This window comes from Neolewinella antarctica, assembly GCF_011927835.1.
Taxonomy (GTDB): domain Bacteria; phylum Bacteroidota; class Bacteroidia; order Chitinophagales; family Saprospiraceae; genus Neolewinella; species Neolewinella antarctica.
The window spans coordinates 129,911-147,076 of sequence record NZ_JAATJH010000003.1; the positions used below are offsets into that span (position 1 = coordinate 129,911).

A 17,166-nucleotide genomic window follows, 5' to 3' on the forward strand; every position below is an offset into this window, starting at 1 on the left:
GTCGTCTACCGTAGCGTGGGGATGCTTCCCCACGTTTTCGTTTATTAAAATATTAGCATACGGATGAAAGTATTAAAACGCAACGGCTACGCCCAGGAGGTATCCTTCGACAAAATAACCGCCCGCATAAAAAAACTATGCTACGGCCTAGATGAAAACTTCATCGATCACATCAACGTCAGCAAAAAAGTCATTCAAGGCTTGTACGACGGCGTAACAACCGTAGAACTAGACAACCTAGCCGCCGAAACAGCCGCCAGCATGAGCACCGTCCACCCGGACTACGCCCAACTAGCCGCCCGCATCGCCATCTCCAACCTGCACAAGGAAACCGACAAGTCGTTTTCCGCCACGATGGAAGGCCTGTTCAACTACGTCGACCCGAAAACCGGTGAAGCCGCTGGTCTGATCGGTGAAGACACGATGGAGGTCATCAACGCCAATAAGTCCCGTCTCGACGCCGCGATCATCTACGACCGCGATTTCGAATTCGACTACTTCGGCTACAAGACCCTCGAACGGTCGTACTTGCTAAGAATGGACGGTTCCGTCGTCGAACGCCCACAGCAAATGCTGATGCGCGTCGCCGTCGGTATTCACCACGAGGATATTGACAGTGCTATCGAGACGTACCAACTGATGAGCGAAAAGTGGTTCATCCACGCTACGCCGACGCTTTTCAACTCGGGCACGCCGAAGCCTCAGATGAGCTCCTGCTTCCTGCTCAGCATGACGGACGACTCCATCGAAGGCATTTTCGAAACCCTCCGCCGCTGCGCCCGCATCAGCCAGGCCGCCGGTGGCATTGGTCTAAGTATCCACAACGTCCGCGCGACGGGTTCTTACATCAAAGGCACGGGTGGCACGTCCAACGGTATCGTCCCGATGCTGAAGGTGTTTAACGACACGGCCCGCTACGTCGACCAGGGTGGTGGTAAGCGTAAAGGTGCGTTCGCCGTCTACCTCGAACCGTGGCACGCGGACATCTTTGATTTCCTCGACCTCAAGAAGAACCACGGTAAGGAAGAAATGCGCGCCCGCGATCTTTTCTACGCTTTGTGGATGAACGACCTGTTCATGCAGCGCGTCAAGGATGACGGCCAGTGGACGCTTTTCGACCCCAACGAAGCCCCCGGCTTGTTTGACGCTTACGGTGGCGAGTTTGAAGCACTGTACCACCAGTACGAAGCCGAAGGAAAAGGTCGCAAAACGATCAAGGCCCAGGACCTCTGGTTCGCCATCCTCGACAGCCAGATCGAAACCGGCACGCCGTACATACTATATAAGGACGCGGCCAACAAGAAATCCAACCAGCAAAACCTCGGTACGATTCGCTCCTCCAACCTCTGTACGGAGATCATGGAGTACACCAGCCCCGACGAGGTGGCCGTCTGTAACCTCGCCAGCCTCGCGCTGCCGAAGTACGTCAAGGAAGACAAGACCTTTGATTTTGACCGCCTCATCGAGGTGACCCGCGTCGTGACGCGCAACCTCAATAAGGTCATCGACCGGAATTACTACCCCATCGAGGAAGCCCGGAACTCTAACATGCGCCACCGTCCGATCGGTGTAGGAGTGCAGGGATTGGCCGACGCTTTCATCATGATGCGGATGCCGTTCGACTCACCCGAGGCGCGGCAGATGAACAAGGACATTTTTGAGGCGATCTACTTTGCCGCCTGTACGGAATCCATTGCGATTGCCAAGCGGGAAGGGCATTACCAGTCCTACCCGGGTTCGCCAACGAGCGAGGGTAAACTTCAGTACGACCTCTGGGGCGTTACGCCATCGGAGAATTACGATTGGGCCGGTCTCAAAGAAGATCTCGCAGAGCACGGAATGCGTAACTCGCTCCTCGTCGCGCCGATGCCGACGGCTTCCACCAGCCAGATTCTCGGTAACAATGAGTGTTTCGAGGCGTACAGCTCCAACATGTACACCCGCCGTACGCTCTCCGGAGAGTTCGTCGTGGTCAACCAGCACTTGCTGCACGATTTAATTGGTCTCGGTCTGTGGGACAACGCCATGCGCAACCGCCTGATGGCCAGCAACGGTTCCATCGCCGATTTCCAGGACGTACCACAGCACCTGCGCGATCTCTACAAAACGGTCTGGGAAATCAGCCAGAAAGTCGTCATCGACATGGCGGCCGACCGCGGTGCATTCATTTGCCAGAGCCAGTCGATGAACCTCTTCGTGGAGAACGTCAACTTCTCCAAGCTGTCGAGCATGCACTTCTACGCTTGGTCGAAAGGCCTCAAAACGGGCATGTACTACCTCCGTACGAAAGCCGCCCGCGACGCCATTCAGTTTACCGTCGATAAGACGCAACTGGAGCAGCCAAAACTGCAACAGCAGAGTGAGGAAGGTGCCGGTCAGGTGGTGCAGGGTAAGCGTCGGCCAGGGGGCGCCCCGATCCCGATAGCTATCGGGACCGGAGTAGAAGCCGGGTCGGGTACGGAAGGAGCCGGAGTGGCTACGGCCACCGCCATTGCTTCTGCCATCTCCCCGGCACCCGCGACTGCGCAAACTGCTACTGCGAATGCCGCTGCGAAAGCAGATGTTAAAGGGTTCGAAGAACTGAGCGCCGCTGACGTGAAGAATGTTGGTGATAGTTGTTCTTTGGACGATCCGGATTGTATTGCTTGCTCTGCTTAAGCGAAGCAAAACTCTTGGGACAATAACTGCCCCCTCCGACGTGCGTTGGAGGGGGCAGTTTTGTTAGTGACCGCGGCATCGGCCACCACGGAATTCGCAAATATTTACTAGCCATTACCTGACGTTACTATTTCCGTTACCATAGGAAATGTAGACAACGCCGCAGGGAGGACTAGGGTGCTAACTCTCGAGTAGTGTTGGGCACAACTGTCACAGCACGAATTAAGCAACGCATTCGTTTTTCACCTGGCTGTTTTGCTTACTGGAGGCTCAACATCTACGCGTCCATTTCAGTGGACGGTGAAAGGACTTTAGCGGTGGTCACCTGATGGATCGTTGGGGTATCAGGTTGTTGTTGGCCGTTGTTAACGTCCGAAATGTTGGTAAGGAAAGTAGAGAGAATGGCTTGCTTGTCGAGATGATCAGCGGCGAACGCGGTAGCCCCCGCAATATTACCGTCCAGATCACCGGTGAGGATCGCATCGATTTTGTCCTGCAGCAACGCCTGGTTTTCCGCAGGAACGAGGGTGCCCAGATCGTTTTCCGACACGACATCGTGGAGTGTAGTACCAGCATCCGCAGTGACCAGCGCGTGGCCACCGACCGCGAGGATGTTGGTCAGTTTGGACGGCATGACCAGGTCGGCGGCCGCTTTTTTCTGTAGCACGAGGTGCACGTCGGCCGAAGCAAGCATTTCGGACAGGCGGTCGAGGGGCTGGAGCGGTAAGAACCTTACGTTAGTGAGGTCGAGCGATTCTTTAAGCTCCATCAAGGTCTCTTTGGAAACACCCTCCCCGACGATGATGAAGTGCAGCCCTTTCCGGTCGCGTAGGTTATTGGCAATGTGGAGAACAACTTCCAGCCCCTGCTTTTTTCCCAGATTGCCGGAATACAGGACCAGCTTATCAGCCGGCAGTATGCCCCACTCTTCCCGCATGGAATCTTCCTTGCTGACGGGGTAGATCATCTTACTGTCCACCCAGTTGGGGAACATAATCGTTTCCAGGGGGTCACTAAATTTTTCCTGCAGTTTTGCCTCCATGCCTTTGCTGATGGTGGAGACACGCGTAAAGCGTTTCAACAACCATTTTTCGGAGCGTTCCAGGACGGAGAGCAACCATTTACTCTCAATAATTTTAAGGTCGCGCGCCGCGTCTACCTGTAGGTCTTGAATGTGATTAATGACCGTAGTGCCCCAGAACCACTTGTGGGGTAGGGCCATGAAGCCCAGATGGAAAGGTGGGCTCACGCAGATAATGGCGTCGTAGCTAAGGAAATATCGGGGGATCCAGTACCAGAGGGAGCTCAGCAGAAAGCTAACCTCGTGGAGAATCCGCTTGACGCCGTTGATTTTGCGGGGGACGTACAGCGGACAACGCAGTACGGTCACGTCATCAATAGTTTCCTTTTTCCAGGTGTTGGCGTAGCCTTTTTTAACCTTCCACTGCGGGTAATACGGCGGCGCCGTAATCACTTCTACCTGATGGCCCTGCTTGGCGAAGTGCTTAGCCATTTCTCCCGTGTACTTTCCAATTCCGGTAAGTTCGGGCGCGTAGTTGATGCCGTAGATGAGTAATTTCATAGGCGCGTGCGGGAGGGTAATCATGGTGTTATGCAAATTGCCGGGGGCTAGGGCTAGCGAGAGACTAATTACCTAGGAGAGAGAACTTCGGAGCTACTCATTTTGAGGTCACCGTACTGAATCAATTGACTGTCACGTGGAGCCACAAAGTGTAACCGTATTTACGGATAAATGTGGTGCAAAGACAAATATCTGACACATTCATGACGATTCGGCTATGTTTGTGCGATTTGTTACCAGCGCTTAGGCGGCGGCGTTAGGCGCTGCAAACTCAGTGATCAGGCCCATCCCAAAGTAGGTTAAGTATGGTATGGACGTTGGGGAACCTCACGCAAAGTTGCGGTACGGTTGGTTACCTTTGCGGCCACCGTCCTGTACAACGCGCCCGCACCGACTCATCACGGATGAGCTCAACAACGGAGTACCGGAAGAGTATCGGTCTAAGTGTCTCTCAGTGACGTGAAAACAAAATAAGCACCAAGAATGATTTTTCGGCTCCTTTCGTTTGTCCTGACTATTGTGACTTTAAGTTCCTGCGTATCCCATAAAGCGCTCGTTAATTTTAACGAAAAACCGCTTCCCTTCGGCCAAACTCGTGCGATAGAGAATGCACTCAACATTACCGTCCAGCCAAATGACCTGTTACGGATTACGGTCTCCAGTGCGGACCCAGAGGCCGCCGCCCCGTTCAACTTGGAACAAAGTGCCGGCCAGGGCAACGGTCAAATCTCAGTCACGGCGCTCGAACTGTTCAGTGGTTATTTAGTTGACGGATCGGGAAACGTCGATCTACCCTACCTCGGTAGCGTTAGGGTAGAGGGGCTGACGACGGAACAGGTGAAGGAACTCATCAAAACTCAGTTGGGCACCTACTTGCGGAACCCGGTAGTGACCACGCGCTTTCTCAATTTCAAAGTCACCGTGCTGGGGGAAGTGAATACCCCGGGGGTAGTCAGGCTGACTAATTCTCGGGTCACCATACTCGATGCCCTCGGTTTAGCGGGCGACCTGACCGATTACGCTGACCGCCGGTCGGTATCGATCATCAGGGAGGAAGATAATCAGCGCTCCTTCGTGGAGCTCAACCTGCGGCGCAGTGATATTTTCGACAGCGAATACTTTTACCTGAAACAGAATGACGTGGTGTACGTCCAGCCCATCCGGGCTAAGGTCGCCACCGTCGCCGACCCCGGTCAGCGGCTCGTAAGCTACGGTTCGGCCCTGCTGACAATAATCACGCTCATCATTACTTTGGGTAGGTAGGTTTGGACCCCGGGGGCTCCCTTAATTTTCCGAATTTAAGAATACTACCTCTCACCCGTAGCTACTTATCGCGCATCGCCAGAATACTGACTTCCAAAAAACACAACATTGTCCACACAAATAAATCAACTGAAGGCGAGTGAGAAAAAGCAGGAGTTCGTGCCTTCTATTTCCATCGACTACGGAGCATTGCTGTACCGGTACAAGAAGAACTGGTACTGGTTCGTCCTGGCCATGCTGCTGTTCGGTGCGGCGGCTTACTTGCGGATAAAGTATTCTACCCCCCAGTACGCCACCTCCGCAAGTTTCATTCTGGAAGATCCTTCTTCGAGTGAAGGCGTAACGGCGCGCGAGTTTACCCGGCAGTTTGGCTACGCAGAGACGCAGAGCATTGAAAACGAGCTCAACGTTTTGAAGAGCCGGTCGCTGCTGACCGACGTCGTCCGGGAGCTGAACTTGGGCCTACGGATCACCTACGTCGGTGATATTCGCAATTCGGATTTATACGAGCAGGATGGGTTCGAACTGATGCGGATGGACACCGCCGAGCTCGACGAAAGCGAGGTGGAGTACGGTTCCGTAGAGTTGATAACGACGTCGAGCAACAAGAATTTTTTGATTAAGGGGAAGGACACGACTACCTACTTTCCGGGGTCCCCAATTGAGATCGGGAACCAGCATTTCACCTTTTATTCAAAGCACAGCGCTGAAGATCAAAAAGATCGCAAGTTGATCATCGCTAACGTCGACCCGGGCTTAGTCGCCGAAGAGATGGGTCGCCGGCTTTCCGTGCGCCAACTCGGTAATTCGAACACCGTCATGGTGAGGTACGAGGATAGCAACCCCTACCGCGCGGCGGACGTTGTTAACCAGCTACTCAACATTTACAGTATCAAAATCATCGAGGAACGTAGCCAGACGGGGAAGCAGACGATAGCTTTTATCAGCGAGCGGCTGAATAACGTGACCCGGGATCTTTTTAACGTAGAAGCTAACCTATCCAATCTACGGCAGGAAGAAGGACTCATCGTTGACAACTCGACCCGGGGGTCAGATTATTTATCACAGCTTAACGTCGCGGACGCACAACTTTCGGAATTGCAGGTTCGCAAGTCGTTGATCGAACAGATCCGCAACCAGGTAGCCACCGAAGAATACCGCAGCGTCTCCATTGCTTCGGAAATAATTGACGGCACGCTCGCACAGTTGGTTACGAGGTATAATGAGTTGGTCATCCAACGCGAGCAACAGTTGGCGAGCTCGACCCTGGTCCACCCGCTGGTTATTGCGCTATCCGCGCAGCTCGATGAACTGAAGGGGACGCTCATCACGAGCATCAATACCATCTACCGGGAGACAAACGCGCGCATCGAACGCGTCGAGCAGCGGATCCAGCCGATCGAGAACAACATGCAGAGCATCCCGGAAGACGAGCGGCGTTTGCTCAAAGTCCAGCGGCAACAGCAAATCAAGCAGAATCTTTTCATTTACCTGCAACAGAAGCTGGAGGAAGCGGCCATCAGCGTAGCCGCCCAAGTACCCAACACCCGCATTCTGGACGCGGCGCGGCCGAACCTGACGTCCATCTATCCCAAGCCCGCGCAGAACTACATCGCCGCCATCGGGCTGGCGCTGCTGCTGCCCGGCCTTTTCTTTTTCCTGCGCGAAGTACTCAACACGAAAGTCCAGTTAGAAGAAGACGTCGAGCGACGCACGAGCCAACCGATCATCGGGCGAATCGCGGCCTCCAAAAAGGGTCAGAACATCGTTATCTCCCCCGGCAACCGCTCCGGCGTCGCCGAAATGTTCCGTCTGCTGCGGACGAATCTGACCTTCTTACTTCCGCAGGACAAAACGCCCGTCATCCTGATGACCTCCAGCGTCAGCGGTGAAGGGAAATCCTTTGTTGCCTCTAACTTGGCCTACACCATGGCGCTGGGTAACCGCCGGGTGGTCATCGTCGGTGCGGACATGCGCAAACCGAGGCTGTCCGCCGCCATCTTTGCGGCACCCAGCAAGGAAAAGCCCGTCATAAATGCGGGGCTATCCGATTACCTGACGGAGACCGCCGATTACGGGGAAGTCGTCCGGCCCACCATCAACGAAAATCTATTCATCATCGAGAGCGGCCCCATCCCGCCCGACCCATCTGAGTTACTGCTGCAGCCCAGAATGGCTCAGTTGTTTGAGAAACTCCGGGAAGATTTTGACGTGATCATTCTCGACGCGCCACCCGTCGGGTTGGTGACCGACGCACTACAACTCAAGAACTTTATCGACATCAGCCTTTACGTCGTCCGGCTGGGCCACACGCCAAAAACTAGTCTTGAAGTGCTCAACGACGTGGCGGACAACGAAAAGTTGCCGAACGTAGGAATCGTGCTTAACGGGCTCCAGCCCAAACGGGATTACGGCCACGGTTACGCGCAGGGTTATTACAAGTAGCAGACCATGAGTTCTAAAAACATCCTGTTCGTCTGCGGTTCTCTGGAGCCGGGCAAAGACGGCGTCGGGGATTACGCCCGGGCGCTGGCCGCCGAAATCTTGCGCGGGGGAGGGGTTTGTAGTCTGGTCAGTACGCACGATAAAGCAGTCGATGCCGTGACGAGGGAAGCGCAGGCTACCGACTCCTCCGTCTCGGTAGCTACCTGGCGGATCCCCCGGAAATTAAGCGATGAGCGGCGAATGGCAGCGCTGCAAAAATGCCTGAAAGCTACGCGGCCAACGTACGTGAGTTTGCAGTTCGTGCCGTACTCATTTAGCAAAAAAGGCATCCCACTCGGGTTAGCTAAGTTCGCTAAGGCAGCCTTCAGCGATATTCCGGTACACATTATGTTCCACGAGTTGTGGCTGACGAAAAAAGGCCTCGTCGCTGACCCCAAAAGGTACGTAACCAGTGCATCCCAGAAGTACGCTATTCACAAATTGATTTTGCACCTGCGGCCGCGCCTCATTCACACGCACATCCCGGAATACCAACGGCGGCTCAAGAGTTTGGGCGTGCCGGCGAGCCCCCTTCCGTTGTTCAGTAACATTGTGCCGGTTAACGATACTATTGTCAAAACAAAGGTTGAAGATGCGGGATTACGCATCGCGCTATTCAGCAAGTTGTCCACTAAGGAACCGATTATGGATGTCCTGAAGGCTGCATTGAATTGGTCCATCGGGGAATTCGGCAAGGGTAGGGTAGACCTCATTGGCGGCAACGCAGAGGTTGCTAAGGAACTCAAAGCTCGCCTGGAAACGGAGGTAGCGGGCGTGCAAGTCAACGTAACGGGGCACCTGCCCGCAAGCGAGGTCTCGGCGCACCTTGCCGCGTGCCATTTGGCGCTGACGCCGGTGCCGAGTTGGGTACTGGGAAAGAGCGGTACGGTGGCCGCGTTTTTGTCTCACGGGCTGCCGGTTTATGCGCCCATGCCGTCCGGGCGTGCCGAAGTTGGCTTTTTCGACGATACTTTGGCGAAGTTCATCAGGACTGCTTTCGACCCGGCTGACTTTTTGCGCATGCTGGATGAATTGGAAAAAGCGTCCAAGGCCTCAATTGCGCTCCCCTTCATTGCGCGCAAGCTTTTGCATGACCTGGACGCCGCGTAATCGGTATCGCGAACAACTTACGGTACCGAGATAACGAGCTGCATGGCCAACAAACCACTAAATCTTACGTAGCATCTTCTTTTCCTTCCGAGGGACACGGGGAACACACAGCAGGGCTACCCTTTGTGATCTTTGTATTCTGTGTGGTTAAAAATCTTGGTTAAGAATCAGTAATAAATGTGAGTGCGTAAGCAACGATGGGTCAGCTCCGGGGGCAGCCCCCCTACGTGGGTGCTGATGTTCGCTAGAATGGCCGAAGATCAAGTGACTACAAGGTGGAAATAAGGCCGAGCCAACACGCCGTAAATGTTGGCTACCTCCGCTGGTTACCAGTATCATTTTAATTAGACCGCTACGGACTTCACGGACCATAAAAGACGACACGTCACAAAAAATATACGATTCGTGTATTTTGGCCTCGTCCCCACGTACCCACCGTGCACCTTCCACCAAGCTTTTGGTGCGGTATTTACCGCACAGAAATTACCCTCCGGTCGGAGAATGCACGCCAAAGACGTGGCGCTACCCAAAAATCTCGGGCTATATTTACGACCATATTAGGGGAAGAGGTACCTGGCGTAATTGCACTCACTAGCCCTCCACTACCAGCCCCACCACTGAAAAGCTAAGTTGCACGCTTGGGCTTTTCAGTTTAGCAATTTTGCTTTGATAACTGGATCTAACTTTTTCAACCAGTGATGAATTATTACAAACTAACCTGGGTAGCAAAGCTATCCTGGGTCCTCGTCTGCCTACTCTCCGCTTTCGTTCTCTCCGCCACCGACACCAACTCTTTCACGACAAGCGACCCTACGGAATCTTCCGTGCCGGGTTCCGGAAACAGCGATGCAACCCTAATGGCGGCATCCGTCCGCGTTGAGAATATGACCAAAGTACCCGGGACGAACCGGGGCTTCCCGGCCGATGACTTCCTAACTTTCCACCGCACGAAGAAACTTACCAACACCAAAGGTGAAGTCGTTCAGGTGAACGACCGCAACGTCATCAGAATCCACAATGATGGAAACTCTAGCCTGAACATAACGAAACTGACGACCACCAATACCACCAACTTTAAGATCAGCGGTGTCAATATTCCTTCCGGTGGCCTCAAAGTCGCGGCGGGTAAATTCGTGGACGCTATGGTCATCTTCATCACCGACGATGCACCGGCTAGGTCCGTAATTACGGAACAACTGGTCCTCAAGTCCGACGCGCAAAACAACGCCAGCGTGAAAGTCACCCTGCGGGGTGCCTTCATGCTACGCGTGGAGAGCAGAAACGAGATCAACGCCCAGCAAATAATGGATTCTTACGGATTCAAAACCGAAATGGGCCGTGATAAAGGTGGAAAACTAATCACCCGGCCCGGCTCTAAGATCCCCTCCGACAAGAAGGTTAACGACGGAGATGAGGGCGATCTGATCCTGTCCGGATACTACACTGCGGCGGATCCAGCCAAACCCGTCCAGATTTTCCAACTGGCAGCTTTCCACAGCCCGGGCAGAGCCGGCATAACCGCCAGATTGCGTAGAAACGTCCCCACCGCCATTGGCTTTTCGCACAACAAATTGAGTCACCAGACACTGCTCCCAAGACTAAGGGACGACCTCACTAAGATAGCCAGCGGAAGGGGCATCATTTCTGATTCCTTCTACGTGACAATGGCCAATTACTACACCAAAGGGGGTGGCCTCCAGGGCAAAGGCGACAAAAAACTGCTTGCGGTTCGTACCTACCGCGTATTCGATCATAACGGTGACGTGGTTCCCAACGAATACATTTTACTGCAGGATTACATTGGTAAAGGTTGTGGCGTCGGGTCCAATAATTGTGACTGGAACGACAACGTCGCCTACATGATCAACGCCCGGCCCACGGGCGTACCTACCTCCCGGTCGATCGATGATCTGCAAGTAGCCACCGAACGTCAGCAACGGTACGATGTGTCTAAATCCTTCAGCCGCGGCTTTCCCGGCAACCGCTTGAACTACACCGCTACGCTAGACGGCGGGCCGCTACCCGGATGGATTACAATCAACGCTCAAACGGGTCGGTTCACGATCATCGCTCCGGAAGCTACGGGCGGCAAAAAATTCGACATCGTAGTTACGGCTAAGGACGACAACTCACTCACCACAAAGTCGTCGTTCGTCATGACGGCCCGTGGCTCCGGTACCGATGCGCCGAGTGGCGTGTGGTTGGAAGCCGAGTGCGCGCAGGTCGGGTCGAAATGGACGACGGTCAACAGCGACGATGCCTCCAGCAGGCAGTACGTCGTTTATCAGGGACCGGATGCGCTTAACGGCCCACCCAACGACGTTGCCGCCAACCGCGTTCGCTTCACGGTCGACATTGAGTCTGCCGGTGACTACTTCCTGTTTTCACGCGTATTAGCTTCAACCACCGACGGCGATTCCTTCTGGGTAAGAGCCAACGGTGGGGGCTGGCGGAACTGGAAAAGTGGCATAATCCTCGATACGGACTTCCGCTGGAACCAGACTACCGGCAGCACCTTTCCGCTCAGCAAGGGAATCAACACGATCGATTTCGCCTTCCGCGAAGCGGGAACACAACTGGATAAAATCCACCTCGACGAGGACAAAAAAGTGCCCAAAAACTTCGGTGAGCCAGCCGTGGGGGAAACCTTTTACGTCGACGCCGACGGTGACGGATTTGGTGACCCAACGGACGCCGTCGTTGCCTGTACCCGGCCCGACGGGCACGTGACCAACGCCGACGACTGTGATGACTCCGACGACACCGTGTACCCGGGAGCCCCGGAGCTCTGTGACGGTGTCGATAACAACTGTAACGGCAAGGTCGATGACGGCATTGAATGCCGGGGCGACGACGTCGAATCCCAATTCTGGTTGGAAGCCGAGTGCGCACAAGTCGGGTCCAAATGGACGACGGCCAGTAGTGATGATGCCTCGGGCAAGCAGTACGTCGTTTTCCTGGGTGGCAATGCTGAAAAATCGCCCCCCACCGACGTGCCCGCCAACCGTGTTCGCTTCAACTTAGACAACGACACCGCCGGCGATTACTTTCTGTTCGCTCGCGTACTAGCGCCCACGACCGATGATGATTCCTTCTGGGTGAGAACCAACGGTGAAGGCTGGCGGAAATGGAAAAACGGCCTGATTCGGGGCAGTGATTTCCGGTGGAACCAAGCAACTAACAAAACTTTTTCACTCACCGAAGGAGTCAACACGATCGATTTCGCTTTCCGGGAGGACGGCGCGCAGTTGGATAAAATTCACCTCAACCTGAGTGGCGACTTGCCGCAGGGCCTTGGTGAAGAAGTTGTCGGCGACACTTACTACGCTGACACCGACGGCGACGGATTCGGCGACGTTAACAACGCCACCGTTGCGTGCACGCAGCCCACGGGCTTCGTGACCAACGCTTTTGATTGTGATGACACTAACGAATTAGTAAACCCGGGCGCCGAAGAGCGTTGTGACGGAATCGATAACAACTGTAACGATCTGGTCGACGAAGGAGCGCAGTGCGACGATACCGACCCCCGGACGGAATTTTGGCTGGAAGCCGAATGCACGGCGGTGGGTAGTGCCTGGAAAACCGTCAACAGCCCCGCCGCATCCGGTGGCCAGGCTTTTGTGTACGATGGATCCGCCGAATCATTAACCTCGCCCCCGGCCGACATTGCGGCTAATCGGATTAGGTTTGTCATCAACATCGCGGAGTCGGGATCTTTCGACCTCTACGTGCGTATGCTGACGGCGACGACGAGTGATGATTCATTTTGGGTCAGAGTTAACGGTCAGGGCTGGTTGAAGTGGAAAAGTGGATTCCAGTACGGGGATGACTACTACTGGAACGAACTGACACGCGGCCCCTTCGGCTTAGACGAAGGGTCGAACACGATCGACATTGCGCACCGTGAAAACGGAGCCATCATTGACAAAATTTACCTCACCAAGGGAGGAGCCGAACCGGTTGGATTGGGTGAAACGGATCAATCATGTACTGATTCAGAAGTATTTAGCCAAGCGCCGGGTGAAGACGGATCCGTAATCGATCAGGGCCTCCACTTGGAATCAACGAACCAGGAGCCGTTACGCTCTGAGTCGACGATACGGACGGCAAATGACGATGATCTTAACTCGGGCACGTCTACTACGGGCGGTTCTCCAGTCAGTCGTTCACTGCGTAACGAGGCTACGCTGAAGGTGTACCCCAACCCGACCGTCGATCGGCTGAACTTTAGCCTGCGGGGCGATCACCGGGGCCAGGTGACCGTGCAGATCATCAACATGCAGGGTGCTGAGTTGCGCCGACTATCGTTCAATCAGGAAAGTTCCTTACTGACTGGCGAGGTGCCAACGGCGGATTTTGCCCCCGGTACTTACGTTATGCGCATCATCGCTGAAGGCCATTCCGTTCAGCAGTCCCTGTTCGTCAAGGTGTCACGCTAATCATCGGTCATGGCCGTCCGTTGGTGCGGTTTTCGCCGCCACCCGGTAGCCAACGATGCTAATTTACAAGGTCGCCCGTGGATGCAGTACTTCGGTACGGGTGTCTACGGGCGACCTTTTTTTGTGATGGCCCCCGGAGCAATACTTGGGGAGTGCGTAGTACTATTTTCAATAGATTATTGAGCCAGATGCCGCTGTGTCGCTGAATTTGAACGTAGTGGGGGACGGGCAGCGGGAGTTGGGCGCGGCCGCCGGTGCCGTGTTTTTTTGGTGATGGGAGCCCGGTTGATTTGACTGGCGGGGAGTGTTTTGGCCACGGCGGTAAAATTTACCGCCGTCATTTCCTGGCCGGTAAATGCTTGCGTGATCGTTGGGTGTCATTACCTTTGTTAGCGTTTTGCAAAACTTGCTTTTGCGGTCGATCGTACACTTAGCTCTCCAGTAGTGGGTTACGCGGCGCTCAACCCATTACCCCTGCACCCGCAGAATTGCCAAAGTGGGTAAACCGGGGTGATAATAATTTTACTCATGTCAAAGTACACCGTCGTCATCCTCACGTTCAACGAGGAGGCAAATATTGAAAACTGCCTCAACTCGATTGCACAGTTGCAAGCGCCGGTGTTCGTCGTGGATTCCTACAGCACGGACCGGACGCTGGACATCCTGGAGCAGCGGGGCATTAACTACGTCCAGCACCCATTCAGCAATTACTCCGCGCAGAGAAACTGGGCGCAGGCCAACATCCCGTCCCCAACCGAATGGGTGCTTCACCTGGACGCCGGCGAGACGGCGACCCCCGCCATGGTGAACTGGATCAACAACTCCTTCGCACCCGAAAGCAGTGACGTGGACGGTTACATGTTTGCCCGCAGAGCGATCTTTCTCGGGCGGTGGATCAAGTACGGTGGTTATCATCCCATCTACCACCTGCGTTTGTACCGTAGGTCGCTCGGCCACTGTGAGGCAAAGGTTTACGATCAGCACTTCGTCGTCGATGGCGTCAAGAAAATAGCCGCCAAGGGTGCCGACATGGAAGACGGCGTGATGAGCAGTCTGCGGGATTTTACCGTAGCGCACGCCCGTTGGGCAGTCTTTGAGGCCGTAGAGCTCATCCTCTCCGAGGAAGATAGCGGCGAGGTGGAGGCTCGCTTTATGGGCACGCCCATCGAGCGGACGCGTTGGTTAAAGAACAACGTCTTCCAAAAAGTCCCGCTTTTCGTCCGTAGTTTCCTCTACCTTTTCTACCGTTATTTCATCAAGCTCGGGTTTTTGGACGGGACGGAGGGGCTAATTTTCCATTTCCTGCAGGGTTTCTGGTTCCGCTTCCTGGTGGATTCCACCATTTACGAGATCAAGCTGGAGACGCGGACCAAACCCCTGGCGGAGGTCGTGATGGATAAGTACGGCCTGGACGTAAACGTATTTCTGAATCACGCCGGACCGGACGACGGTGAGTAACCGCCGTGCTCAAACCCGATACTATGCCGAAGTTGCGCTACCAAGATCTCTCGACTTTTACCATGCCCGCGGGGTTTCGGGGCCGCTCCGCCGTAACCGTGCAGTTGTGGTGGATCGTCCAGACCCTGTTGTTTAGTACCTCCCCTCAGTTTATGTACGCGTGGCGGCGCTGGTTGCTACGGTTGTTCGGTGCTACGATTGGGGAAGGCGTCATCCTACGGCCCACGATGCGGGTGCAGTTCCCCTGGAAGGTGAGCATCGGTGACTACGCCTGGATCGGTGACGACGTAGTGCTCTACAGCCTTGGCCCAATCACCATCGGGGAGCACGCCGTCATCTCCCAGAAAAGTTACCTTTGCACCGGCAGCCACCTCGCTACGGACCGGTCGTTTACCATCTACGCCGAGCCGATCCTAATTGAGCCCGAAGCCTGGATTGCAACGGACGTTTACGTCGGGCCCGGCGTCACCATTGGCCGGGGCTCGGTTGTTGGGGCCCGGTCATCCGTATTTAAGGACTTACCCGCGGGTAAAATTTGTGTCGGTAGCCCAGCCAAAGTTATTCGCGATCGGTTACCCGGCGATTCGCTGGCGGACCAGGAGGGCCAAATCGTCCAGTCGTAATCACTTTCGCCTTGTTGGTTTGGTTCTGTAGGCCTGGGCTGCCAGCACTGGTCACCGGCCGTTAAATCGGTGATTTAAACCGACTCAATTACTCATTTTAGCACTGGTAACCACCCCCGGAAAATGGTCAAAATTCTACTCTCGACGCCCGTCTTCCGGCCCATGGTTGGTGGGATGGAAACGATGGCAAACAACTTAGCCATTCACTTTACCGAGCGGGGTTATGACGTGACCCTCGTCACCCCGATTCGGTCAAAAGAACCCGACGAGTTACCTTACCGCATTGTCAGAGCTCCATCCTTTAGCGTGTTCCTCGAACTAGCCCGGCAGACTGATTTAATTTTTTCGAACGGAGCGAGTTTGTACGCAGCACCTTACGCAATCCTCACGGGCAAACCGGTGATTATGCGACACACGAACTACGTCGTTTCGTCCGTGGACGGGGCGGGTTGGTTTGACGGTAAGCTCGCGCCGCTGACCCCCGGGGCGTCCATCGTCCACCATTTTCGCCACAATAAGCTCGGTAGCGCGGTGCGGGGGGCGGCTAAAGTCATTTCACTGAGGGTATTTGCCAAGAAATTTGTTGCGCGCAACGTAGCGATCTCCGACTGGATGATGAAGCGCCACCCCTTACCCAACCAGGTGAGAATCCACAACCCTTTTCCAATTGTAAAATTCGTCGAAGCCATCAACCACGGTGGTAACTACGAGTACGATTTTTTTTACCTGGGTCGGTTGATTACGGAGAAAGGGGTAGATGTCTTGCTGGAAGCCTTCAAACTGGTGCAGCAATCTTCGGGGGACGCTTACACCCTGTGCATCATCGGTGATGGCCCGGATCGTGGCCGGTTGGAAGGTATTGCGCAGTGCACGGGCAAGTCAGCATTCGTGACGTTTGCCGGCATGCAGACGGGGCAGGCACTCATCGAAAAGGTTCGGTCGTGTAAAATTGCCGTGCTACCCTCGACCTGGGAGGAGCCCTTTGGCGGGGCATCGACTGAGCTGCTGGCCGCCGGTAAGAACATGATTGTATCTTCCGACGGTGCCTTGTCGGAAATTGTGGCGGACGGTGGTCTGACCTTTAAAAATGGTGACGTCGAGCAGTTGGCTGCGGCCATGCTGCGCTTGGCGGGGGATGAAGTCCTCCGGAGCACGCAGATTAAGAATGCGGCGGTACGCCTGAAGGACTTTGACGAAATTCGTTTGATCGACCAGTACGTTGCTCTAATTGAGGAAGTATTACGGGCAAGATCGCGGAGCTAATGTGAGGCGTATGCACCGGCTACATTCGCGCGTTTCATCCGCATCGGGAGTAACATTCTTAACGGAATGTTAGCGAATTGGCCTGTTTTTGAGCACTAACGGTTATATTTGCGGTGGTATGATGCTTGGAGGCAGCAGGTTGGTGGACCCACTTTATTCGAATTGGGCACCTTCTTGACAGTCCATAATACGTTGCAACCGTATTATTTTCACTGACCTTTGTCGTCCGGTTTCTTACCTCTTTTGCTTTTCGTTCTCTCTCAGAATAGACCTACTCCTACTT

9 protein-coding genes are annotated in these 17,166 nt (G+C 54.5%); 8 read left to right on the plus strand and 1 reads right to left on the minus strand.

The annotated features are described in order from the left end of the window. Positions 1-63: 63 nt before the first annotated feature. Positions 64-2,658 carry a ribonucleoside-diphosphate reductase subunit alpha gene (locus GGR27_RS10520; protein WP_168037407.1) on the plus strand — a complete coding sequence of 865 codons (2,595 nt, stop codon included), beginning with the start codon at positions 64-66 and terminating at the stop codon, positions 2,656-2,658. 277 nt (positions 2,659-2,935) lie between these two features. Here the strand turns inward: GGR27_RS10520 and GGR27_RS10525 are convergent, their stop codons facing one another. Continuing rightward, positions 2,936-4,240 carry a WcaI family glycosyltransferase gene (locus GGR27_RS10525; RefSeq protein ID WP_168037408.1) on the minus strand — a complete coding sequence of 435 codons (1,305 nt, stop codon included), beginning with the start codon at positions 4,238-4,240 and terminating at the stop codon, positions 2,936-2,938. Between the two features lie 483 nt (positions 4,241-4,723). Between GGR27_RS10525 and GGR27_RS10530 the strand changes: the two genes are divergently transcribed. From GGR27_RS10530 to GGR27_RS10560, 7 genes are all read left to right on the plus strand, one after another. Next, positions 4,724-5,503, plus strand: a complete 780-nt coding sequence (locus GGR27_RS10530; RefSeq protein ID WP_168037409.1) for a polysaccharide biosynthesis/export family protein — start codon at positions 4,724-4,726, stop codon at positions 5,501-5,503. A gap of 108 nt (positions 5,504-5,611) precedes the next feature. Next, positions 5,612-7,948, plus strand: coding sequence for a GumC family protein (locus GGR27_RS10535; protein ID WP_168037410.1), 2,337 nt, complete (start codon positions 5,612-5,614; stop codon positions 7,946-7,948). Between the two features lie 6 nt (positions 7,949-7,954). Continuing rightward, the gene (locus tag GGR27_RS10540; RefSeq protein ID WP_168037411.1) at positions 7,955-9,097 is read left to right on the plus strand and encodes a glycosyltransferase family protein; all 1,143 of its coding nucleotides are present in this window, start codon (positions 7,955-7,957) and stop codon (positions 9,095-9,097) included. 698 nt (positions 9,098-9,795) lie between these two features. After that, on the plus strand, positions 9,796-13,539 hold the full coding sequence (locus GGR27_RS10545; protein ID WP_168037412.1) for a MopE-related protein: 3,744 nt from the start codon (positions 9,796-9,798) through the stop codon (positions 13,537-13,539). Positions 13,540-14,067: 528 nt separating this feature from the next. Further along, positions 14,068-14,997, plus strand: coding sequence for a glycosyltransferase family 2 protein (locus GGR27_RS10550; RefSeq protein ID WP_168037413.1), 930 nt, complete (start codon positions 14,068-14,070; stop codon positions 14,995-14,997). A 23-nt stretch (positions 14,998-15,020) separates the two neighbouring features. Then, the gene (locus GGR27_RS10555; RefSeq protein WP_168037414.1) at positions 15,021-15,620 is read left to right on the plus strand and encodes a putative colanic acid biosynthesis acetyltransferase; all 600 of its coding nucleotides are present in this window, start codon (positions 15,021-15,023) and stop codon (positions 15,618-15,620) included. A 123-nt stretch (positions 15,621-15,743) separates the two neighbouring features. Further along, complete coding sequence (locus GGR27_RS10560; RefSeq protein ID WP_168037415.1) at positions 15,744-16,883, plus strand: glycosyltransferase family 4 protein; 1,140 nt, start codon at positions 15,744-15,746, stop codon at positions 16,881-16,883. Positions 16,884-17,166 lie beyond the last annotated feature (283 nt).

What these genes read in the sequence shown, in the direction of transcription:
- GGR27_RS10555 (WP_168037414.1), top strand. Translation starts at nt 15,021, where the DNA reads ATGCCGAAGTTGCGCTACCAAGATCTCTCGACTTTTACCATGCCCGCG.
- GGR27_RS10540 (WP_168037411.1), top strand. Translation starts at nt 7,955, where the DNA reads ATGAGTTCTAAAAACATCCTGTTCGTCTGCGGTTCTCTGGAGCCGGGC.
- GGR27_RS10550 (WP_168037413.1), top strand. Translation starts at nt 14,068, where the DNA reads ATGTCAAAGTACACCGTCGTCATCCTCACGTTCAACGAGGAGGCAAAT.
- GGR27_RS10530 (WP_168037409.1), top strand. Translation starts at nt 4,724, where the DNA reads ATGATTTTTCGGCTCCTTTCGTTTGTCCTGACTATTGTGACTTTAAGT.
- GGR27_RS10525 (WP_168037408.1), bottom strand. Translation starts at nt 4,240, where the DNA reads ATGAAATTACTCATCTACGGCATCAACTACGCGCCCGAACTTACCGGA.
- GGR27_RS10545 (WP_168037412.1), top strand. Translation starts at nt 9,796, where the DNA reads ATGAATTATTACAAACTAACCTGGGTAGCAAAGCTATCCTGGGTCCTC.
- GGR27_RS10520 (WP_168037407.1), top strand. Translation starts at nt 64, where the DNA reads ATGAAAGTATTAAAACGCAACGGCTACGCCCAGGAGGTATCCTTCGAC.
- GGR27_RS10560 (WP_168037415.1), top strand. Translation starts at nt 15,744, where the DNA reads ATGGTCAAAATTCTACTCTCGACGCCCGTCTTCCGGCCCATGGTTGGT.